Annotated in this window: 21 protein-coding genes, 2 pseudogenes and 1 riboswitch; of the genes and pseudogenes, 16 read left to right on the top strand and 7 right to left on the bottom strand. The window is 36.3% G+C overall.

All coding sequences use genetic code 11. The annotated features are described in order from the left end of the window. Window positions 1-103: 103 nt before the first annotated feature. Complete coding sequence (locus tag ATHE_RS11530; protein ID WP_015908618.1) at window positions 104-1,105, top strand: Rpn family recombination-promoting nuclease/putative transposase; 1,002 nt, start codon at window positions 104-106, stop codon at window positions 1,103-1,105. 63 nt (window positions 1,106-1,168) lie between these two features. On the opposite strand, the gene ATHE_RS11525 is transcribed toward ATHE_RS11530, so the two are convergent. Next, window positions 1,169-1,933, bottom strand: a complete 765-nt coding sequence (locus ATHE_RS11525) for a tRNA (adenine-N1)-methyltransferase (protein WP_015908617.1) — start codon at window positions 1,931-1,933, stop codon at window positions 1,169-1,171. A gap of 73 nt (window positions 1,934-2,006) precedes the next feature. Then, window positions 2,007-2,378, bottom strand: a complete 372-nt coding sequence (locus tag ATHE_RS11520; protein WP_015908616.1) for a CBS domain-containing protein — start codon at window positions 2,376-2,378, stop codon at window positions 2,007-2,009. Window positions 2,379-2,561: 183 nt separating this feature from the next. Here ATHE_RS11520 and ATHE_RS11515 point away from each other — a divergent pair, with 183 nt between their 5' ends. The 8 genes and pseudogenes from ATHE_RS11515 (at window position 2,562) to ATHE_RS11480 (ending at window position 9,197) form a co-directional block, all read left to right on the top strand. Further along, a complete protein-coding gene (locus ATHE_RS11515; RefSeq protein ID WP_015908615.1) occupies window positions 2,562-3,350 on the top strand; it encodes an Mrp/NBP35 family ATP-binding protein in 789 nt (262 codons plus the stop codon). A 206-nt stretch (window positions 3,351-3,556) separates the two neighbouring features. Next, on the top strand, window positions 3,557-3,787 hold the full coding sequence (locus ATHE_RS11510; RefSeq protein ID WP_015908614.1) for a hypothetical protein: 231 nt from the start codon (window positions 3,557-3,559) through the stop codon (window positions 3,785-3,787). A gap of 93 nt (window positions 3,788-3,880) precedes the next feature. Then, window positions 3,881-4,843 (top strand): annotated as a pseudogene (locus ATHE_RS14810) (SLAC1 anion channel family protein). Window positions 4,844-4,864: 21 nt separating this feature from the next. Beyond that, the gene (locus ATHE_RS11500) at window positions 4,865-5,347 is read left to right on the top strand and encodes a hypothetical protein (RefSeq protein ID WP_015908613.1); all 483 of its coding nucleotides are present in this window, start codon (window positions 4,865-4,867) and stop codon (window positions 5,345-5,347) included. After that, a complete protein-coding gene (locus ATHE_RS11495) occupies window positions 5,319-5,717 on the top strand; it encodes a NifB/NifX family molybdenum-iron cluster-binding protein (protein ID WP_015908612.1) in 399 nt (132 codons plus the stop codon). Before ATHE_RS11500 ends, ATHE_RS11495 begins: the two co-directional genes overlap by 29 nt. Window positions 5,718-5,906: 189 nt before the next feature. Further along, window positions 5,907-6,329: a DUF134 domain-containing protein gene (locus ATHE_RS11490; protein WP_015908611.1), complete on the top strand. Its 423-nt coding sequence runs from the start codon at window positions 5,907-5,909 to the stop codon at window positions 6,327-6,329. Between the two features lie 181 nt (window positions 6,330-6,510). After that, window positions 6,511-8,940 (top strand): heavy metal translocating P-type ATPase, encoded by a 2,430-nt coding sequence (locus ATHE_RS11485; protein ID WP_231503443.1) that lies wholly within the window; start codon window positions 6,511-6,513, stop codon window positions 8,938-8,940. A gap of 47 nt (window positions 8,941-8,987) precedes the next feature. Continuing rightward, window positions 8,988-9,197: a heavy-metal-associated domain-containing protein gene (locus ATHE_RS11480; RefSeq protein ID WP_015908609.1), complete on the top strand. Its 210-nt coding sequence runs from the start codon at window positions 8,988-8,990 to the stop codon at window positions 9,195-9,197. 51 nt (window positions 9,198-9,248) lie between these two features. Here the strand turns inward: ATHE_RS11480 and ATHE_RS11475 are convergent, their stop codons facing one another. Together ATHE_RS11475 and ATHE_RS11470 are read right to left on the bottom strand one after the other, a co-directional pair. After that, the gene (locus ATHE_RS11475; protein ID WP_015908608.1) at window positions 9,249-10,328 is read right to left on the bottom strand and encodes a DUF1646 family protein; all 1,080 of its coding nucleotides are present in this window, start codon (window positions 10,326-10,328) and stop codon (window positions 9,249-9,251) included. Window positions 10,329-10,343: 15 nt separating this feature from the next. Next, window positions 10,344-10,541, bottom strand: a complete 198-nt coding sequence (locus ATHE_RS11470) for a hypothetical protein (RefSeq protein WP_015908607.1) — start codon at window positions 10,539-10,541, stop codon at window positions 10,344-10,346. Between the two features lie 184 nt (window positions 10,542-10,725). Here ATHE_RS11470 and ATHE_RS11465 point away from each other — a divergent pair, with 184 nt between their 5' ends. From ATHE_RS11465 to eam, 3 genes are all read left to right on the top strand, one after another. Next, window positions 10,726-11,034, top strand: coding sequence for a hypothetical protein (locus tag ATHE_RS11465; RefSeq protein WP_015908606.1), 309 nt, complete (start codon window positions 10,726-10,728; stop codon window positions 11,032-11,034). Continuing rightward, window positions 11,007-11,288 carry a type II toxin-antitoxin system RelE family toxin gene (locus ATHE_RS11460; protein ID WP_015908605.1) on the top strand — a complete coding sequence of 94 codons (282 nt, stop codon included), beginning with the start codon at window positions 11,007-11,009 and terminating at the stop codon, window positions 11,286-11,288. Before ATHE_RS11465 ends, ATHE_RS11460 begins: the two co-directional genes overlap by 28 nt. Before the next feature lie 39 nt (window positions 11,289-11,327). After that, window positions 11,328-11,475, top strand: a riboswitch (cyclic di-AMP (ydaO/yuaA leader). Between the two features lie 151 nt (window positions 11,476-11,626). Beyond that, window positions 11,627-12,850, top strand: a complete 1,224-nt coding sequence (gene eam, locus ATHE_RS11455; protein WP_015908604.1) for a glutamate 2,3-aminomutase — start codon at window positions 11,627-11,629, stop codon at window positions 12,848-12,850. Between the two features lie 180 nt (window positions 12,851-13,030). Here the strand turns inward: eam and ATHE_RS14125 are convergent. Next, window positions 13,031-14,009 (bottom strand): annotated as a pseudogene (locus tag ATHE_RS14125) (transposase). A 196-nt stretch (window positions 14,010-14,205) separates the two neighbouring features. Here ATHE_RS14125 and ATHE_RS11445 point away from each other — a divergent pair. The 4 genes from ATHE_RS11445 (at window position 14,206) to ATHE_RS11430 (ending at window position 16,184) form a co-directional block, all read left to right on the top strand. Continuing rightward, entirely contained in the window at window positions 14,206-14,730 is a 525-nt protein-coding gene (locus ATHE_RS11445) for a DUF3794 domain-containing protein (protein WP_015908603.1), read from the top strand. 31 nt (window positions 14,731-14,761) lie between these two features. Beyond that, window positions 14,762-15,283 carry a DUF3794 domain-containing protein gene (locus tag ATHE_RS11440; protein WP_015908602.1) on the top strand — a complete coding sequence of 174 codons (522 nt, stop codon included), beginning with the start codon at window positions 14,762-14,764 and terminating at the stop codon, window positions 15,281-15,283. Between the two features lie 75 nt (window positions 15,284-15,358). Beyond that, window positions 15,359-15,829: an SPOCS domain-containing protein gene (locus tag ATHE_RS11435; protein WP_015908601.1), complete on the top strand. Its 471-nt coding sequence runs from the start codon at window positions 15,359-15,361 to the stop codon at window positions 15,827-15,829. A 7-nt stretch (window positions 15,830-15,836) separates the two neighbouring features. Further along, entirely contained in the window at window positions 15,837-16,184 is a 348-nt protein-coding gene (locus tag ATHE_RS11430) for a hypothetical protein (protein WP_015908600.1), read from the top strand. A 42-nt stretch (window positions 16,185-16,226) separates the two neighbouring features. Here ATHE_RS11430 and ATHE_RS11425 read toward each other — a convergent pair whose 3' ends face one another. Next, window positions 16,227-17,714, bottom strand: a complete 1,488-nt coding sequence (locus ATHE_RS11425) for a sugar ABC transporter ATP-binding protein (RefSeq protein WP_015908599.1) — start codon at window positions 17,712-17,714, stop codon at window positions 16,227-16,229. A gap of 7 nt (window positions 17,715-17,721) precedes the next feature. After that, window positions 17,722-18,501: a DeoR/GlpR family DNA-binding transcription regulator gene (locus tag ATHE_RS11420; protein WP_013429442.1), complete on the bottom strand. Its 780-nt coding sequence runs from the start codon at window positions 18,499-18,501 to the stop codon at window positions 17,722-17,724.

Raw genomic sequence — 18,501 nt, 5'->3', positions numbered from 1 at the left:
TGGTATAATAAAATTGAAAATACAAAGGAGCTTTCAGCGGCAGCTCAGACTATCATCCAGTGTTTAATTTCAGTTTATTATTTGAAGATGGGAGTAAATGAAAGTGGAACAAAAACCTCCTCACAACCAGTATGATCTGACTTTCAAAAGGATATTTAGTTTCAAAGAAGTATTCTTGAACTTTCTAAAATCAACTATCAAAAGACCATGGGTTGATAAAATAGACCTGCAGAGTCTTGAGTTTGTAGACAGAAGCTTTGTAAAAGATGAGTTTGTTGAAAAAGAGGCAGATGTCATCTACAGGGCAAAGATTGAAGATACTGACATATATTTTTACGTCCTTTTAGAAGCCCAGTCAACAACAGACAAAACTATGCCAAGAAGACTTTTTGAATATATGAACCTGATATGGCAAAGGCATATTGAAGAGACCAAAGATGATCTTCTGTCCCCAATTGTCCCAATAGTTTTGTATAACGGCAGAAGCAATTGGAATGTACCAACGCTTATATTCAAAGGCTGGGAAATTTTCAAAGATGACATGTTCAACTATTTTCTTGTTGATGTGAACAATATTGATGATGAAACACTTAAAAATAGACTTGACCTTTTGAGTGTAATATTGTATTTAGATAGGTCAAGGAAAACAGCAAAGGAATTTATAGAGAAGCTAAAAGAGGTGACAGAGTACATTAGTTGTTTGCCGACAGAACAGGTGAAGGTATTTGCGATGTGGCTTTTGAGGGTGATAAGACCGCAGATGATGGAAGAGGTGCAAGGGGAGATAGATGAGCTACTTAAAAGAATAGAACAGGAGGGGGTGACTGATGTGGGTGATTTTGTATTTAATGTTCAGCGACTGATGCAGGAGTATTACAAAGAAGCTGAAGAAAAAGGAAAAGAAAAAGGGTATGAGGAAGGAAAGCTTGAAGGAAAACTTGAAGGAAAACTTGAAGGAGAACTTGAAGCTACAATCAGAATAGCAAGAAACATGATATTGGCAGGAGCAGAAGACAGCTTTATTTCAAAAGTCACAGGACTTGACATTGAGAAAATAAAAGAATTGAGGCAAAACATGACAGATAAAGAATTTGGGCAATTTTGACAAAAATTAGCCACAGATAGCTTGCCGTGGCAAAACTATCTGTGGCTTTTATTTTTGGCAGTATCACAAAATCTTCCTTGCAAAAATCATATAAGCAGTATGCCCTATCATTCTATCGTCAGGTCTAAGGCGCTCAGGCACAGGCTTGTACTGGCGCATCATAATTTCAACAACTTCGGAGACATAAAATCTGTGCGCTTGCAAGGCTGTGAGCGTCTCTGCCACTTGATTTGTTGTTGGAACAAGTATTCCCAAGTGCCCAGCAGGTTTTAGAGCCTCTCTCACAGCGCTAATTGCTTCTTCAGGTTCTCTGATATCTAAAAAGAATGCATCCAAATCCTTCTCTTCAATCCCTTCTACGATTGATTTGTTGTGCATAACCACATTGTCAAACTTTGAAAAGTTTTTTATATTCTTCACAGCCATTTTGTAAAACTCTTCTCTTTGTTCATATGTATACACTTTTCCCTCTGGGCCAACAGCCATCGAAAGGTAAAGCGTAAACGCACCAGAGCCTGTCCCAGCCTCACCTACTCTTTTTCCAGGGTGTATGTCAAGTCTCATCAGAATATATGCTCCATCTTTTGGATAGACTATCTGTGTGTGTCTTTTCAAAAAGTGCATAACATAATCAAAAGTGTCACATGGGAAGACGTAATACTCAATATCGTTTGCAAAAAAGCTTCCGCCAGGCGAAATCTGCGCAATTTTGTCTGTTTCAATGTATCCTGTTGGAAGGTTAACTCTCTTTGGTACAGATATATCAACAACCTTTTTAAACCCTTCTGGACCAATGATTACTCTCTTTGTATCAAATGATTGCTCCATCTTATGCCTCCTTTAGCACAATGTACTAATATATTGCTTTTGAATTTGCAATGTTTTCTGAGAATATTTAATACTACTTGTTGATAAAATAGTCAACTATGTCTTCAAGTCCAATTAGTCCAATAACTTTGCCATTATCCACAACAGGAACAGCAGAGATATCATGTTCACGCAGAAGTTTTGCCACCTGTTTTATATCATCATTTTGGGAAGCTGTAATAACAGCTTTTGTCATGGCAAGCTCAACAGGGTATGTTTCGTAGTGTCCCGGCTGACTTAAAAATCTGTAAATATCTACCTTCACTATAATTCCTTTGAGAAAATTATTCTCATCAACAACAACTGCAACACTTTTTTTTCTTTTTTGCATCTGTTCAAGTGCATATTTGACTGTGTCAGTTGGCAAAAGCTTTATAAAATCATGGTTAATGATATTTGAAAGCATTTTTTCTCCCCCAAAATCGATATTTCATTTACTGAAAATTTTTTATCCTGCTATTTATTATATACCCAAATTAATCTTGGAAGACAAAAAATTTTCCTTATAAAATGTGGCAATAATTATTATTGACATATGCCAAAAACAAGAGTAAAATAAAGAGAAAAACAAATAAGGGAGAGAGAAAAATTGCGACAAAATACAATGCACCCAATTCCCAAAAATGAATTTACAGATATAAAAAAGATGTATGCCATTGTCAGCGGCAAGGGTGGAGTAGGAAAAAGCTTGGTTACATCTTTGCTTGCCGTGGGTTTGAGAAGAGAAGGATTTGAAGTTGGAATCCTTGATGCAGATATAACTGGACCGTCCATTCCCAAGATGTTTGGTGTGAGTGGTGCTAAAATTGACTCAGATTCAAAAGCAATCTATCCTGTGAGAACTCACAATGATATAAAAGTTATGTCAATGAACCTGCTTTTAAGCAAAGAAGATGCTCCTGTTATCTGGAGAGGACCGCTCATTGCAAAAACAATAGAGCAGTTTTGGACGGAAGTTGGCTGGGGTGTTTTAGATTATCTTTTTGTTGACATGCCCCCCGGGACAGGTGATGTGGCACTCACAGTTTTTCAATCTTTGCCAATTGACGGGATCATTATTGTAACATCGCCTCAAGACCTTGTTTCTTTGATAGTCAAAAAAGCTTATAACATGGCAAAGCAAATGGATATACCAATTATAGGTATTGTTGAAAATATGAGTTATGTAATATGTCCTCATTGTGGAAAAGAATTTGATATTTTTGGCAAAAGTAAATTGGAAGATGTGGCTGAGCAATTGGATTTGAGGATTTTAGGGCGGATTCCAATAGATTCGGAACTGACCAAACTTTGTGATGAGGGCGAAATTGAAAAGGCGAGGAACTTGTACTTGGATTCCTGTATAGGGGTTTTAAAAAGGGACGTTGTAGAAGGATAAGAAAATTTTTGACAACTTTTGTATTATAGAACTGCAAAATTTCTGGGACAGGACAATAATTTCTTTTTTGGTAGAATTATTACCCTTGTGAAAAGCAAGGGTAAAAATTTTTCAAAAAAGTTATTGACATATGCCAAAAACAGAGTATAATTATAATTAGCATATGCTAATAACAAAAATAAAAATGGTTTTGGAGGTGAAAAACGATGCCTTGGGGTTTTGGACCAGGATTTGGCGTGGGTAATGCTGCAAGAGGCTTTGGCAGAGGTTTTGGCGGTGGCTTTGGCAGAGGTCTTGGGATTTGCAAATGGCTGTATTTGACAGGCTCAGGTGAGGTTCCTTTTGCTAAGGAAGCTTTGGAGTATGAAAAGCAGGTTTTAGAGCAAAGGTTAAAACTAATTGACAAGCTTCTTTCAAAAGAACAAAAACAAGAATAAAAAAGTAGAATTGCTTTGAAGGGGGGCTTTCAGAAGGCAAATTTTTCATGCCCCCCATCTGTTTTCAGAGTTTTGAAAGGAGGCAAAATTGTCATGGAAGCTAAAACAAGCAGGATAAAATATTTTCCCGTATCATTTTTTTCAGTAGTCATGGGTTTAGTAGGATTTACTATTGCCTTGCAAAAAGCTGAGAAAGTTTTAAAAATAAGTAGTTATATCCCCAAAATAATCTTATACGTAAGTATAATGGCTTTTGTTTTAATTGCTTTTATTTATGCGTTAAAAATATTAAAATTTCCTGAAGAATTCAAAAAAGAACTTTCCCACCCCGTAAGAATAAATTTCATACCAACTTTTTCAATAAGCATTCTGCTTTTTAGTATTGCTTATTTAGAATATTCAAAAGTAACATCCAAACTTCTATGAATAGTAGGCACTATTTTACATTTAATGATTACTCTTTTTGTTCTTTCACAGTGGATTGATCAAACTCATTTTACTATTCAGCATTACAATCCTTCCTGGTTTATACCAGTTGTTGGCAATATATTAGTACCAGTTGCAGGAGTTGAACATGCAGACAAATATTTTTCATGGTTTTTCTTTAGTGTAGGAATAGTTTTCTGGATCGTGTTGTTTACAATACTATTTTATAGAATAATTTTTCATCATCCAATACCTCAAAAGTTAATTCCCACATTTTTTATAATGATTGCACCACCGAGTGTAGGACTTATTTCTTATGTTAAGTTAACAAATAGTCTTGATGCTTTTGCGAAGGTTATTTATTTCTTTGCAATGTTTTTGATACTTCTTTTGATAGTCCAAATTAAGAAATTTCTTAGCACAAAGTTCTATCTTTCCTGGTGGGCATATTCTTTTCCGCTTGCAGCCTTTTCTATAGCAACTTTTGTGATGCTAAGTAAGACCCACTTGAGTGTTTTCAAATATATTTTTGGTGTTTCTTTGGTAGTTTTAAGTTTTGTAGTTATTACATTAGCAGGTGCAACAATTGCGAATATTTTAAAGAAAAACATTTGTATTGAAGAAGAGTAGGGTTAGCTATGGTGAGAGTATATGTCAAATTATAAAAAAAGAAATTTAAAGAATAATCAGATATGTGAAATGATAATATACTATTTAAAAGAAAATAACAATTTTGAGAAGAAACAAAGTCTTATTCGGAGCCTAATAAAATGGGCAAGTTTGAGCACTATTTATAGAGGTATAAGTAGATTAGAGAAAAAAGGATTGACAGTAGCGTTTGATGTAGACAATGATAAATATATTGCCTATATCGGTAGTAGACCAAATAAAAGTTTAAATTTAGTCTTCTTTGTATGCGATGTTTGCAAGCAGAAATTTTGGCTAAAGTTGAACGATAGCGCGCTTGATAAGATTTGCAGAAAGATGAAAAAATTTTATGATTTTGATTCAAAATTTGTATTGTACGAATTTCACGGGGTTTGCAGAAGTTGCTTGCTGTCCAAAAGTTCAAATCCATTGAGTTTAAAAAAGGAGGAGACAAATTATGAAAATAGCAGTTATGCTAATAGGTGACAAAATAAGCCCTCACTTTGGTGGGAGCGAAAAAGTTTGCGTTTATACAATTGAAGATGGTGCTATTGTAGCAAAAGAATATTTTAACATGCCAGAGCACAGGGCTGGACTTTTTGCAAAGTTTATAAAAGAAAAAGGTGCAGACGTTGTAATTGCAGGGTCAATTGGTGAGCGGGCAAGATATATATTTGACAATCTTGGTATTAAGTATTTCATCGGTGTCTTAGGCAATCCAGATGAAGCAGTTGAAAAACTATTAAAAGGTCAGCTAAAGTCAAATGAAGCACTTGCAAATGAGATACATGAGCATGAAGAGGAATTGCATCATCATTTGCATGAACATTCTCACCGGCACCGTCATATTTCATAGTCATTATAAATTACTGTTAGAGACGTTTTGAAAATAGATGAGAAAAATTAATGACATCGGCTCTTTAGTTTATGGTATAATTGAAATGAGCCGAAAAGAGATAAGAAGAAAACACAACAATTAAGAGGGGCAGGGTTAAAATCCTGCCTTTTTGTTCATAATAATTTTCAGACAAAGGAGGCATTTGACTTGCCACGACCAATAAGATGCAGAAGAGTAGAGTTTTTGCCAAGGTTTAATTATTTTTCACCACGTGAAGGTTCAAACGATGAGGTTCAGCTGAAGGTTGAAGAGCTTGAAGCAATAAGACTTAAAGACTTAGAAGGGCTCATGCAGGAAGAATGTGCGCAAAAGATGCAAGTTTCCCGCCAGACATTTCAGCTCATATTAGAAGAGGCGAGAAAGAAGGTTGCCGATGCGCTTGTCAATGGCAAAGCTATCAGAATTGAAGGTGGGAACTACGTTTTTGGAAACTGCAAGTATACTTGCTTAAATTGCGGAAAAGTTTTTGAATTAGACAAGGATGAATGCCCAGAATGCCACTCTTCTCAGGTTGTATGTCACAGAGGAAAAGGAAGAGGACACTGCTTCAGGCACCACAGAGGGTGGTGATGATAAGCAAAGATAGCTGATAGTATTTTTTAGTAGTTGGGTATAATAAAAGCGAAAGAAAACTTTATTTTTTAAATAATTCCTACTTGACATATAGAAATAGTTGAGTATAATGAAATTGGGTTGGCATATGCTAAAAAAGAAGGTGTTACATGTGAAAAAAACTTTGAGTATAACGGGTATGACATGTAGTTCTTGTGCAAGGGCAATTGAAAAAAGTGTAAGCAAATTAGAAGGAGTGTGTAGTGCGTCGGTTAATTTTGCCACTGAGAAACTTATTGTTGAGTTTGATGAGAACAAAGCCAGCATTGAGATGATAAGAGAAGCTGTTGAAAGAGCCGGCTATGGTGTTTTGGATGATGAGGAGACAACTATCAGGGAAGTAACTATTCCCATTTCAGGCATGACTTGTGCTTCATGTGCAAGAGCAATCGAAAAATCAATTTCAAAGCTAAATGGAATAAAAGAGGTAAGTGTTAACCTTGCAAGTGAAAAAGCAAAAGTTGTGTATGATTCATCTAAGTTGAGACTGTCTGAAATAAAAAATGCGATAATAAAAGCCGGATATACGCCACTTGAGATTGAGAAGACATATTATGGAGATTTGCATCAAGAACGAAAACAAAAAGAAATAAATAGTCTTTTTAGAAGGTTTGTCATTGCAAGCATATTTGCAGTTCCACTTTTATTGATTGCTATGGCACATTTAGTGGGACTTCCGCTGCCAGAGATAATTTTGCCTGAAAAACATCCTTTGAATTTTTCTCTTGTACAAGCAATATTGGCAATTCCAATTGTCATTGCAGGGTATAAGTTCTACACGGTAGGCTTTAGCAGGCTTTTCAAGTTTCACCCAAACATGGACTCATTAATTGCAGTTGGGACAGGAGCTGCTTTTCTTTATGGACTTTTTGCTATATACCAAATTGCAATTGGTCACTACCAGTATGTAAAAGAACTGTATTTTGAGACTGCAGGTGTAATTATAGCCCTTGTTTTACTGGGCAAATACTTAGAAACAGTTTCCAAAGGCAAAGCCTCGGAAGCCATAAAAAAATTAATGGGACTTGCCCCAAAAACTGCGGTAGTTATTCAAGGTGATAATGAAATAGTCATTCCAATAGAAGAAGTTGAAGTAGGGGATATACTCTTAGTAAAGCCCGGGGAAAAGATTCCCGTTGATGGAGAAGTAATTGAAGGTAGAAGCTTTGTTGATGAATCAATGCTGACAGGTGAAAGCATCCCAGTTGAAAAAACACCTGGAAGCAAGGTTATTGGGGCTACAATAAACAAAAATGGCACGCTAAAGATAAAAGCTACAAAGGTCGGCAAGGATACAGTCATAGCACAGATTATAAAACTGGTTGAGGATGCTCAAAGCTCTAAAGCACCAATCGCAAGGTTGGCAGATGTAATCTCAGGGTATTTTGTACCAATTGTCATTTTCATTGCTGTAATTTCAGCTCTTGCATGGTACTTTGCTGGCAGTTCATTTATTTTTGCTTTGAGAATATTTATTACCGTCTTAGTTATCGCATGCCCGTGCGCTTTGGGACTTGCAACACCCACTGCTATTATGGTCTCAACAGGAAAAGGCGCAGAACATGGAATTTTGATAAAAAGTGGTGACGCATTAGAAACCTTGCACAAGATCACAATGGTTGTATTCGACAAAACGGGAACAATCACTGAAGGTAAGCCAAAAGTAACTGACATAATTCCAGCAAATGGGTGGGAAAGAGAAATGCTGCTGCAAATAGTAGCGTCGGCAGAAAGGCTCTCTGAACATCCTTTAGGTGAAGCAATAGCTTTGGCAGCAAAGGAAAAGAATCTGCAGCTTTTTGAAGCAAGTCAGTTTGAAGCAATTTCAGGGCATGGAATAGAGGCAGTGGTAGATGGACAAACAGTTCTTGTTGGTAATGAAAAACTTATGAAAGATAAAGGCATTGAGATAGATTTCTTACTTGATGTAGAAAAGCTTTCACAGCAGGCAAAGACGCCTATGTTTATAGCGCTGAATGGAAAGTTTGCTGGAATCATAGCAGTATCAGACGTGATAAAGCCAAATGCTAAACGGGCAATTGAACTTTTGCATAGCATGGGTATTGAGGTAGCAATGATAACAGGGGATAATAGCAGAACAGCAAAAGCAATTGCAAAACAGGTTGGAATAGATAGGGTTTTACCAGAGGTCTTGCCACAGGATAAGGCAAATGAAGTAAAAAAACTTCAGGGAGAAGGTAAAAAGGTTGCGATGGTGGGCGATGGTATCAACGATGCACCAGCTTTAGCTCAAGCTGACGTGGGTATAGCAATTGGGTCTGGAACAGATGTTGCAATCGAGTCTGCTGATGTGGTTCTTATGAAAAGCGATATATTGGACGTTGTAAATGCAATACTGCTTAGCAAAAAGACAATACAGAACATCAAACAGAATCTATTCTGGGCATTTTTCTACAACACATTGGGCATTCCGATTGCAGCAGGAGTTTTACACATATTTGGTGGCCCACTTTTGAATCCAATTATAGCGGGTCTCGCTATGGCGTTTTCTTCAGTCTCTGTGGTTTCAAACGCTCTGAGGCTAAAAAGATTTAAGCCTGTAAGTTAAAATTTTAATATAATATAAAAAAAATAAAAGAAAGGATGAGTCTTGAAATGACAAAGAAAATTTATATTAAAGGCATGACTTGTGACCACTGCGTAAGAAGAGTGGAAAACAGTTTAAAAGCCATAGAAGGTGTAAGCTCTGTGAAGGTTGATCTGCAGGGCAAAGTTGCAACTGTGGAGCTAAATAAAGATGTAAAAGATGAAGAGTTTGTTCGAGCAATTGATGATGCAGGGTATGAGGTTGCGAGGATAGAATAGAGGCTGGCAATAAGCCAGCCTCTATATTTTTTAAACTATTCTTCTTCCCATTTAAACTACAAAAAGGAGCAAGTAGAATGCAAGGAGCAATATTAGTCCCAGTGGCAGTCCCAGCTGTACCCATTCCTTGCTCTTTATTTCCAATTTATTTGCTGCAATTATGTTTGGAATGTTGCCCTGAATTAAAATACCGCCACTTGCAAGAAGGCTGAGCAGTATTGCTTTTACTTGACCAGTTGAAAGGCTTGGTGTGATCTCAGCAGCTGCAATGGTTGCATTGTCGAGGGCTGCTGAGATGATGTTTATCCAGAACAATAGTCTATCTCCCAGCTTCACAATGTACTTATCAATAAAAGGCTTAAAACCATTGCACAATAGTTCCAATGCAACTATGAACATAAAAATTTTTCCAGCACGCAGTATCACATCTTTCCTTGCTTCAAGCGCTAAAATAGCACTCTCTTCAGCTTTCACAATAGCCTCTTCTTCTGTCAACAGTTGTTCGTAAGTAGGTAAAATATGCCCTTTTTTTCTTTCATGCAGCAGAATAAAGTAGCTTAAAAGTGATAAGATGATTATTGTGGGTACTATATACATTCCAAGATTTTTAAGTATATACAAAAATTCAGCATTCAATGAACTTACCACAATTGTTGAAAGTGGCTCTCCAAGGGGAGTTAAAGCTGCACCAAATCCTATAGAAAAGCAGCCTATTATTGCTACTTTAACCTTTGTTTTGTGTTTCAGTGGCAGAAGGTGAATGATTTCCACCAGTATCAATGTGGCAACAATTGCAGTGATGATACTTGATATAAGCCCAAGAAATAAAATCACAAGGGACACGAAGAGCTCTATTTTTATCCTGCTCAAAATAGAGTTTATTGCAGTTTTAAGTTTGCTGACTGTGAGGTTAAACACAAAACCCATTACAAGAACAACTGCGGTAACAAGATAAAGAAGATAATTGCTAAATACATGTCCCAGAAGATGAAATGATAAGGTTTTAGAAACTACAGTTGCCAACAAACCCATTACAAGCAAAAATAGCTCCAAATTGTGCTCAATTTTCCGAAAAATAAACGGCAGTAAAAAGACAAGCAACAGGATTATTATCAGCAATATGTCAACCATGGTAGGGAATCCTCCTTATCTATATTGAGACTCATGATGATTTCTCTCCTTTAATTCTTCATAGAATTTCCTGTAAAAGTACTCATGGTCTTGATACAAACCCAGGACTACTTCTTCAAAGTCTGCCTCCCCCACTATCCAAACGGCTACTATATCATCTCGCGCTTTGAAAAAACTAATAAGATCAGGAAGTTTATTATCTACGTTTAGCATGGTCTCTTCAACTCCATATTAAGAATCTTATATAATGATACCATGAAAAAATTATGCGTTGCAAGATATTGGTAGACAGAGTTTTATTCAAAAACTATATGATTTGCAGAGGGTTGTTAATTGAGCTTCAAATGTGGTATAATTAAAATTAAAAGAAGTCAACTTATTTTTTGAGGTGTTTAAATTGATTTCAAGAAAAAAAATGAAGATTCACATTGCAGAATCAGACGTACCAAATTTGGAATTGATTAAGAAATATTTAGAAACTGAAACGAAGGAAAATCTCCTTTCTTTTGTAATTTCCTTGTTAGATACTTTGAAGGAGATACCTTTTGATTTACTCCCTGCAAGCCTAAAAGATATGTTAATTGAATGGGCGGAGACAGCTGAAATTTGCCTTGATGATAAACTTATGGACAGAATAAAAGAAGCAGAGGAAGAGTTCAAATCAGGTGGCGGTATTAAATGGGAACATCCGACAAATTCAATATAATACTTTCTAAAAGTGCATATAAATATTTGCAAAGGTTACCGCAAAATATCAGGAAGAGAATTGCAACTATTATAGAAGAAGAATTATCACAAGATCCATTTTCCTCCTCTAAAATTAAACCATTACATGGTAAATTAGAAGGTTTTTATAGATACAAAGAAAGTGATTTAAGGATAATATATAAGGTGGAAAAAGAACAGCTTACAGTTTACATATATGAGATTGGTCCAAGAGGGGATATATATAAAAAGTAGAGACCAAAAATATAAAAATAAATATAAAATCTTAGCACTCCTTTTGAAAAGCTGAATTCCCAGGTAAGCCCTGGGATACGGGGGACCCAACCTTTTTGGGGTGAATCAGAAGCCAAAAGCTTCTGTAGGGCTAACCCTTTCGGCCCGAACCCGTCAGCTAACCTCGGAAGCTTTGAAAGGGGAGGCAAAAGGAGTTTTTTTATGCCTTTTTTTAAAAGGGAAGGCATTCCTTTGCCTTTGATTTCAAAGCAGCCAAATTCCGAGGTTATGGAGTTTGGCTGCTTTTATTTTTGCTGATAAACCTGTGTGTCAAGATTTTGAAAGGAGGTATTTAGCAAATGGAAAGGTTAGATATTGTTAACAACAAGGAGAGGTTTGAAAAGCTAAAAGAAGCAATTCAAGACTATTTAGATGTCAAAGACACAATCAAGACTGGTATAGAGGATGAGGAAAAAATTGAATATCAAAAGAAAAAAATACTTTCTTACTTTGGTGCCAGTGAAAATGACTGGGGAAATTATAAATGGCAACTGAAAAATAGAATTGCCTCAGCCAAAATATTAAAAGATCTTCTAAACCTTGATGAAAAAGAAGCACAGCAAATAGAGCAAGTGGGTAAGATTTATCGCTTTGCAATCTCACCTTACTATTTGTCGTTAATTGACCCAAATGACCCAAACTGCCCAATAAAAAAGCAATCTGTTCCAAGCAGTTTAGAGCTGATAGAAAAAGGAGAGCTTGACCCAATGGACGAAGAGCACACATCACCTACCAAGATAGTAACTCAGCGCTATCCAGATAGGCTCATAATAAAGGTTACAAATATATGTGGGATGTTTTGCAGGTTTTGCCAGCGAAGAAGGCTCATTGGTGAGACTGACACACACGCATCCTTAGATGACATTACTGATGCAATTGAATATGTGGCACAAAATCCAAATATCAGAGATGTACTTATCACAGGTGGCGATGCTTTGATGCTTTCTGATGAGGTTTTGGAGTGGATTTTAAGGTCACTCAGGCAAATACCTCATGTTGAGATAATCAGAATTGGTACACGAGCACCTGTGACTTTGCCACAAAGAATTACAAAAGAACTTGTTGATATGCTAAAAAAGTATCATCCTATTTATATAAACACTCACTTTAACCACCCACGTGAAATAACAAAAGACTCAAAAAGAGCTTGCGAGATGCTCTCAGATGCTGGGGTGCCACTTGGCAACCAGATGGTTTTGTTAAATGGGGTCAACAATGATATGTATGTTGTTCGAAAACTCAATCAAGAACTTTTAAAAATCAGAGTAAAGCCATACTATATCTTTCATCCAAAAAGAGTAAAAGGGACATCCCACTTTTGGGTGACAATTGAAGAGGGTATGGAGATTATTGAGAGCCTTAGAGGAAGAACCTCAGGCATGGCAGTTCCAACATATATCATAAATGCACCAAAGGGCAAAGGAAAAACTCCAATCATGCCAAATTATCTTCTTTACTTTGGTAAAGACAAAGTGGTTTTTAGAAACTGGGAAGGTGAGATGTTTGAAGTGGAGAATGGATAGAAGTTTGTAAATCTGTGTTAAAAGTATTACAGTAATATTACAAAAATGTGAAAATATTAATGCGAATTATGCAAAATTATGCTTAAAAATGGTGCTTAGTGTAAAATATTTATAGGACATTAGATGGAAAAAAGCTCCCTCCTCTTGGTAGAAGAGAAAAAATGAAGTAGAAGAGACTTGTCAAGAATTTTGTGTTTCCACATCAATAGCGCATATTGTAGAGCTGTAATATATTGTAACTGCATTTTTTAAGAATAGGTATTCCGTTTTTCCACTTGCCACGACGCAAGTTTTCTCTTTGTAAGTAAATGTTTATTTCTAAAATTTCTACAGATTGAAAATAACCGCCTGATTTTATTCTTATTTTTTCAATTATACTGTTAACACTTTCTACTGCACAGGTAAGTATAGATATGCTTTCTTAAATCTTCAGGATACTTCATATGTGCAAGATAGAACTCTGCTTTTTCGCAAATACCCTTTAAGAATCTGGGGTATTTTGAGGAATATTGATTACAAAGTTCTTTAAACTTTAAAACTGCAGAAAGAGCAGAATACGAAGATATCTTTTTTGCCTTCTAAATCAATACCGAGGACAACATAGCAAGTAGCTTGTTTAACTTTTGAGTTATCTTTAATTTCGCTTTTGAATAACCGTCAATGATGAGAGCAAAAGTACTTTCAGGAAGTTCTCTTTGTTTAAAGAGTTGAAGCTCGTTTTTTAGATCGTTTTTGATTTTTTCGATTTCGTCTTCAGAATAAGGCAAATTCATGCTTTTAAGAGTTTGGACAAGAGAACGCTCAAGAGTAACCATTGAGGTACTTGCGACATAAGCAGGGAAGTAGATAAGCTATCAACTCTTTTGTAGCGGAAAGAAGAGAATAGAAGGTCGGAAATTCTAAGGGCGTCTGCGAGGGACAGAAATTTCAAACTACATAGCAGGTGTTGCAAGTTTTCTTTCATAGAAGCCATTGCCTTTGTCGTTTTCGTTTTTAGCAAGGTAAACAGTTCTTTCTGATAACATAAAGCAATCGAGCAAGTTTTACTTTTAGCTGTTTTAGAGCTGGGCGAGTAGGATCATCACAGGAAGCAATACATATTTAGCACTTGTTCGATAGCCATATTTTTAGCGGTTTCAAAAATTTCATTTTTCTCCATAATCGTGAACCCCCTTTGGTGATTATTTCAATACTCATTATACAGTGGACACAATTTTATTTTAACTCCCAACCCATTTCATTTTTTATGCTATTTTAGAATTATATTTTTTCTTTCTAAAAATTCCTATCACACATTTTTGCTCCATTTCATATTATGCTTATGTAAACACAATAAAAACGGAGATGATGGTTTGATGCTCAAAAACTTTATCAGTATCGAAGGGATTGCAAATGTATCTGAGTTTCCCACACTTACAACTCTTGACAGATACAACCAGTTTGAGGTAGAGGAACAAGTTACAATACCTGCAGAAAAGCCTGAGATGGAACAAATTGTCTCTGTTATGGTAGAGGCAAGTATAAAAAACTACTATGCAATTGCAACACCAACCGGGCTAAAAGTAATTATCGAAGGTGAACTTAAGCAAAAGATAACATATGTTGCAAATGAGCCAACACAGTCTATTCACTCAGCAATGTTTATAACAGGCTTTTGCAACTTTATAGATATACCACTCAATCTTCCATCTGGTCAGAATGTGCTAAACCTTTTACAAACCCTTGGAATTACCTTAGATGATGTAGTCAGCGCACCACCAAATATCATTATAGAAGACTTTTCTATATCCCAGATTGACACAAGAAAAGCCAAAAAATGTGCAATACTTTTTGCATGGGTAAGAGTAAACGCGCTATTGGCAACCTACTTGCCAGCTTAGAACAATTGATTTTATGGAGGTGTGAGAAAGAATGCTTAGAAATTTTGTTGACATAATCGGAATTGCTGATGCGTCAAGCTTTCCAACTTTACTTCCGACAAATCCTAACACAGAATATATTGTAGAAGAAAAACTCACAATTCCTCAGGAAAAACCTGACGTTGAGCAAATAAACACAGTTTTGATTGAAGCAAAGGTGACAGACTCGAGAGTAATTCCAACACCTGTTGGACTGAAAATTGTTGTTGATGGTGAGCTCAAACAAAAGATCATATACACAGCCAATGTCCCTGAGCAGTCTGTTCACTCAGTTTTGTATGTTGAACCATTTTGCACATTCATTGAAGTGCCACTTAAGCTTCCTGCTGGTACAAACACATTACAGCTTCTGCAGACATTGGGTATCACTTTAAACGATGTTTTGGTTGGGAAACCTAACGTGCTGATTGAAGATGTGACAGTATCACTTCTTGACCCAAGAACAATTGAAAAATGCACAGTCCTTTTCATCTGGGCAACATTAAATAGCGCACTATCATCTGTACTTGGCTAAATTTAGTATCATAAAATAGGAGAAGTTGCCATAAAATCAACATTAGAACAATGTTAAAAAGGTCTATAGGAAAAGATGGAAATACAAAAAGGTTGTGCATACTTAGGGATAATTGAGCCACATGAGTATGACGATGTAAAAAAGACACACGTTTATAAACAAGTGCTGACAAAGGCAGAGTTTGAAATTCCAGAGTCAAAGCCAGAGATAGAAGATTTTTCGTCGGTAGTGATGCAAATTACAAGAAAAAAGTGCAAGCTAATCTGCGGGCCACTTGGTGACAAAATAGTTGTCACAGGGACAATAAACTTAAATGTGATGTACACAGCTGCAAATCCACAGCAATCTGTCCACAATGTACATTTATGCCATGATGTTGATGCTTTTATAAACATCAAATGCTTGGAAGAAACTCACAAAAGCTTTTGTGGCTGCTGCGATGTTAAGATGTATATTGAGTGGGCTGATCTTGAGGTAGTAGACAAAAGAAGAATCAAAGGATGCTTTTTAGTGTTGATAACTGCCAAGTGCAAGTCTGTAAAGTAAGGAAGTGATGATAGCTTTGAGTGGTCCAGAGTTTGTCAGAAAGCCAAGGGATGAAATTATAAATGAGATTTTAGAGTCTATTGCAAAGGAAGAGATGGCTATTGCAAATCTTATGAACGCTGAGGCTGAGAAGATAAAAAGAGTTGTTGGGAGCCATGATCTTCCAAAAGCTGAGGATTTTTCGCAGCTACTTAGTCTTCAAAAGCTTGTTGCAGAGATTTTAGAAAAGCTCATTCAAAAGCAAAATATCATAATCAAAAAGCTTGATATGATAAGAGAGTTTAAGGCAACTATAATAAAGAAAGAAAAACCTCATCCTTATCATGCTATGCCGCAATATGACAATGAAGAGTGAAAAGTTTTAATCTTGGTGGTGTTATACCATCAAGATTTTTTGTTATTTGCTTTCTAAAATTCCCATCGCACTTTTTAAAATTCTATCATAATCCATTTCCTTCTTAGAAAACTCATGAACTTTTTTGCCTTCTCTCAAAACCAAAATCCTATCGCACATGCCAATTAGCTCTGAAAATTCAGAGGAGATGAAAATAATTGCACAGCCAATTCGCGCAAGCTCGTTTATGATGTTGTACACCTCAACCTTAGATGCCAAATCCAAACCCTTTGTTGGCTCATCAAGAATAAATACTAAAGACTGGGAAAATAACCACTTGGCGATCAAAACCTTTTGCTGATTACCTCCAGATAGAGTTGCTATCTTTTGTGAGATTTCCTTTGGCTTTATCCCAAGCCGCTTTATAAAAAAATTTGCAATCTTCTCTTGACGTGATGAGTCAATGAAAAACCCATTTACAATATTCCAAATATTAGATGAGATGATGTTATCTGCAATGTTCAAAGTCTTAAAAAGTCCTGTGCCAATCCTATCTTCGCTCATAAATGCAATGCCATTTTTTATTGCATCAGATGGGCTTGAAAGCTTCAAAAAATTTCCTTTAATAAAAATCTCTCCCGAGTCTACTTTTTCAGCACCAAAAAGTGCTTTTGCCAAAAAGCTTCGACCAGAGCCAACAAGCCCTGCTATTCCATACACCTCGCCGCTTCTTACATCAAATGATATGTCCTCAATTATCCCAGACTTTGTTAAATTTTTGACGCTAAAAATGACCGGCCCCTTTTCTACTTTTAGCTTTGGATATGTTCTGTTTATGCTTCCAAAGATGAGGGAAATTGCCCTGTTCAGATTAAAGCTTGTTACTTTATCAGATGCCACAACCTCGCCGTCGCGCAGGATTGTTATTCTATCAGCAATGGAGAGTGCTTCCTCTACCATATTTGTGACAAATATTATGATGATTCCTTTTTGCTTTAGCTCCTTGATAATTCTAAAAAGGTTTTCTATCTCATACGAAGTAAGACCGGCTGTTGGCTCATCGAATATAATAGCCTTTGCATCTTGCACAAGTGCACGGCAAATCTCTATCACCTGAAGCTGAGATGTGCCAAGGTTTTTGCAACTTGCCTCTGGATTTATGTTAACACCCATTTTAGCAAGGATTTCAGAAGAGAGCTTTATCATCTTTTTAGTGCTAATAAATCCAAGGCTATTTTTCGGCTTGTTTTCAATGAAGATATTTTCTGCAACAGAAAGGTGCGGAAAGTACAAAAGTTCCTGATGCACAGTGAAAATCCCAAGCGACTTTGCCAAAAGCGGATTTAGACTTGAAAAAGCCTTGCCGTTTATTATAACTTTTCCTTCAGATGGCTGGTATGTTCCGTTGATAACCTTTGTTAGAGTAGTCTTGCCAGAACCGTTTTTACCTAATATTACATGCACTTCGCCCTCAAAAAATTCAAGGTTAATTCTCTTTAAGGCATAAAATTCTTCAAACTTCTTTGATACGTTTTCTAAGACAATTGACATAACAGCTTCAAACCTCTCTTTCAAGGTCAGAAAAGTCAAAACTGCAAAATATCTGTGTGCCGTTTTCAAAGAAAAATGATTTATACTCATCAGGTACATTTGTGTCGCTTATAACCTTTTTGATCTCATCAACCTTTGCAATCTGAAAAAGTGAAATTTTATCAAACTTGGAGGAGTCAGCAACAATAATTGTTTCTTTGGCAATTGACTTAAAATACTTATATGCATTTGCAAACTCAACATTGTTGACAGTAAAACCACGCTCTAAAGACACTCCGTCAACCTCAATAAATGCCTTGTCAACAAAAATATCAAGATTTGGATTTACAAGCATAGGCCCTGCCAAGGTGAAGGTATTTCCAACAATATAACCACCTGTCACAATTGTCTGGATGGAAAGCTTTCCACACTCTATTGCCAAAAGAAGGTCGTTTGTCAAAACTATTATGTTTTGTTTTTCCTTTATATACTTTGGAACAAGCCTTAATATATTTCCACCAGCAAGGATTATCGCCTGATTACTTTCTATCATGTAAGAGCATACTTTTGCTATTGCTTCTTTTTCAGAGTCTTCTGATATTGTAGGTGATAGAATCTTTGCTGCCTCTTCTTTCAAGATTGCCCCGCCGTAAGTTTTTATCAAAAATCCTTCGCTCTCAAGCCTGTCTAAGTCACGCCTGATTGTTACCTCTGAAACGCTCAGAAGTTCTGCAAGTGTTGCAACGTCAATGTGCTTTTTCTGAAGAAGTATTTCCTTTATCTTTTTTAGCCTTTCTGCAACAAGCAT

Source organism: Caldicellulosiruptor bescii DSM 6725 (assembly GCF_000022325.1).
Classification (GTDB): domain Bacteria; phylum Bacillota; class Thermoanaerobacteria; order Caldicellulosiruptorales; family Caldicellulosiruptoraceae; genus Caldicellulosiruptor; species Caldicellulosiruptor bescii.
The sequence above is the reverse complement of the archived record's forward strand: the minus strand, read 5'-3'. Positions and strand labels throughout refer to the sequence as shown.

What these genes read in the sequence shown, in the direction of transcription:
- ATHE_RS11525 (WP_015908617.1), bottom strand. Translation starts at nt 1,933, where the DNA reads ATGGAGCAATCATTTGATACAAAGAGAGTAATCATTGGTCCAGAAGGG.
- ATHE_RS11520 (WP_015908616.1), bottom strand. Translation starts at nt 2,378, where the DNA reads ATGCTTTCAAATATCATTAACCATGATTTTATAAAGCTTTTGCCAACT.
- ATHE_RS11510 (WP_015908614.1), top strand. Translation starts at nt 3,557, where the DNA reads ATGCCTTGGGGTTTTGGACCAGGATTTGGCGTGGGTAATGCTGCAAGA.
- ATHE_RS11500 (WP_015908613.1), top strand. Translation starts at nt 4,865, where the DNA reads ATGTCAAATTATAAAAAAAGAAATTTAAAGAATAATCAGATATGTGAA.
- ATHE_RS11495 (WP_015908612.1), top strand. Translation starts at nt 5,319, where the DNA reads ATGAAAATAGCAGTTATGCTAATAGGTGACAAAATAAGCCCTCACTTT.
- ATHE_RS11485 (WP_231503443.1), top strand. Translation starts at nt 6,511, where the DNA reads ATGACATGTAGTTCTTGTGCAAGGGCAATTGAAAAAAGTGTAAGCAAA.
- ATHE_RS11480 (WP_015908609.1), top strand. Translation starts at nt 8,988, where the DNA reads ATGACAAAGAAAATTTATATTAAAGGCATGACTTGTGACCACTGCGTA.
- ATHE_RS11475 (WP_015908608.1), bottom strand. Translation starts at nt 10,328, where the DNA reads ATGGTTGACATATTGCTGATAATAATCCTGTTGCTTGTCTTTTTACTG.
- ATHE_RS11470 (WP_015908607.1), bottom strand. Translation starts at nt 10,541, where the DNA reads ATGCTAAACGTAGATAATAAACTTCCTGATCTTATTAGTTTTTTCAAA.
- ATHE_RS11460 (WP_015908605.1), top strand. Translation starts at nt 11,007, where the DNA reads ATGGGAACATCCGACAAATTCAATATAATACTTTCTAAAAGTGCATAT.
- eam (WP_015908604.1), top strand. Translation starts at nt 11,627, where the DNA reads ATGGAAAGGTTAGATATTGTTAACAACAAGGAGAGGTTTGAAAAGCTA.
- ATHE_RS11445 (WP_015908603.1), top strand. Translation starts at nt 14,206, where the DNA reads ATGCTCAAAAACTTTATCAGTATCGAAGGGATTGCAAATGTATCTGAG.
- ATHE_RS11440 (WP_015908602.1), top strand. Translation starts at nt 14,762, where the DNA reads ATGCTTAGAAATTTTGTTGACATAATCGGAATTGCTGATGCGTCAAGC.
- ATHE_RS11435 (WP_015908601.1), top strand. Translation starts at nt 15,359, where the DNA reads ATGGAAATACAAAAAGGTTGTGCATACTTAGGGATAATTGAGCCACAT.
- ATHE_RS11430 (WP_015908600.1), top strand. Translation starts at nt 15,837, where the DNA reads ATGATAGCTTTGAGTGGTCCAGAGTTTGTCAGAAAGCCAAGGGATGAA.
- ATHE_RS11425 (WP_015908599.1), bottom strand. Translation starts at nt 17,714, where the DNA reads ATGTCAATTGTCTTAGAAAACGTATCAAAGAAGTTTGAAGAATTTTAT.
- ATHE_RS11420 (WP_013429442.1), bottom strand. Translation starts at nt 18,501, where the DNA reads ATGCTTGTTGCAGAAAGGCTAAAAAAGATAAAGGAAATACTTCTTCAG.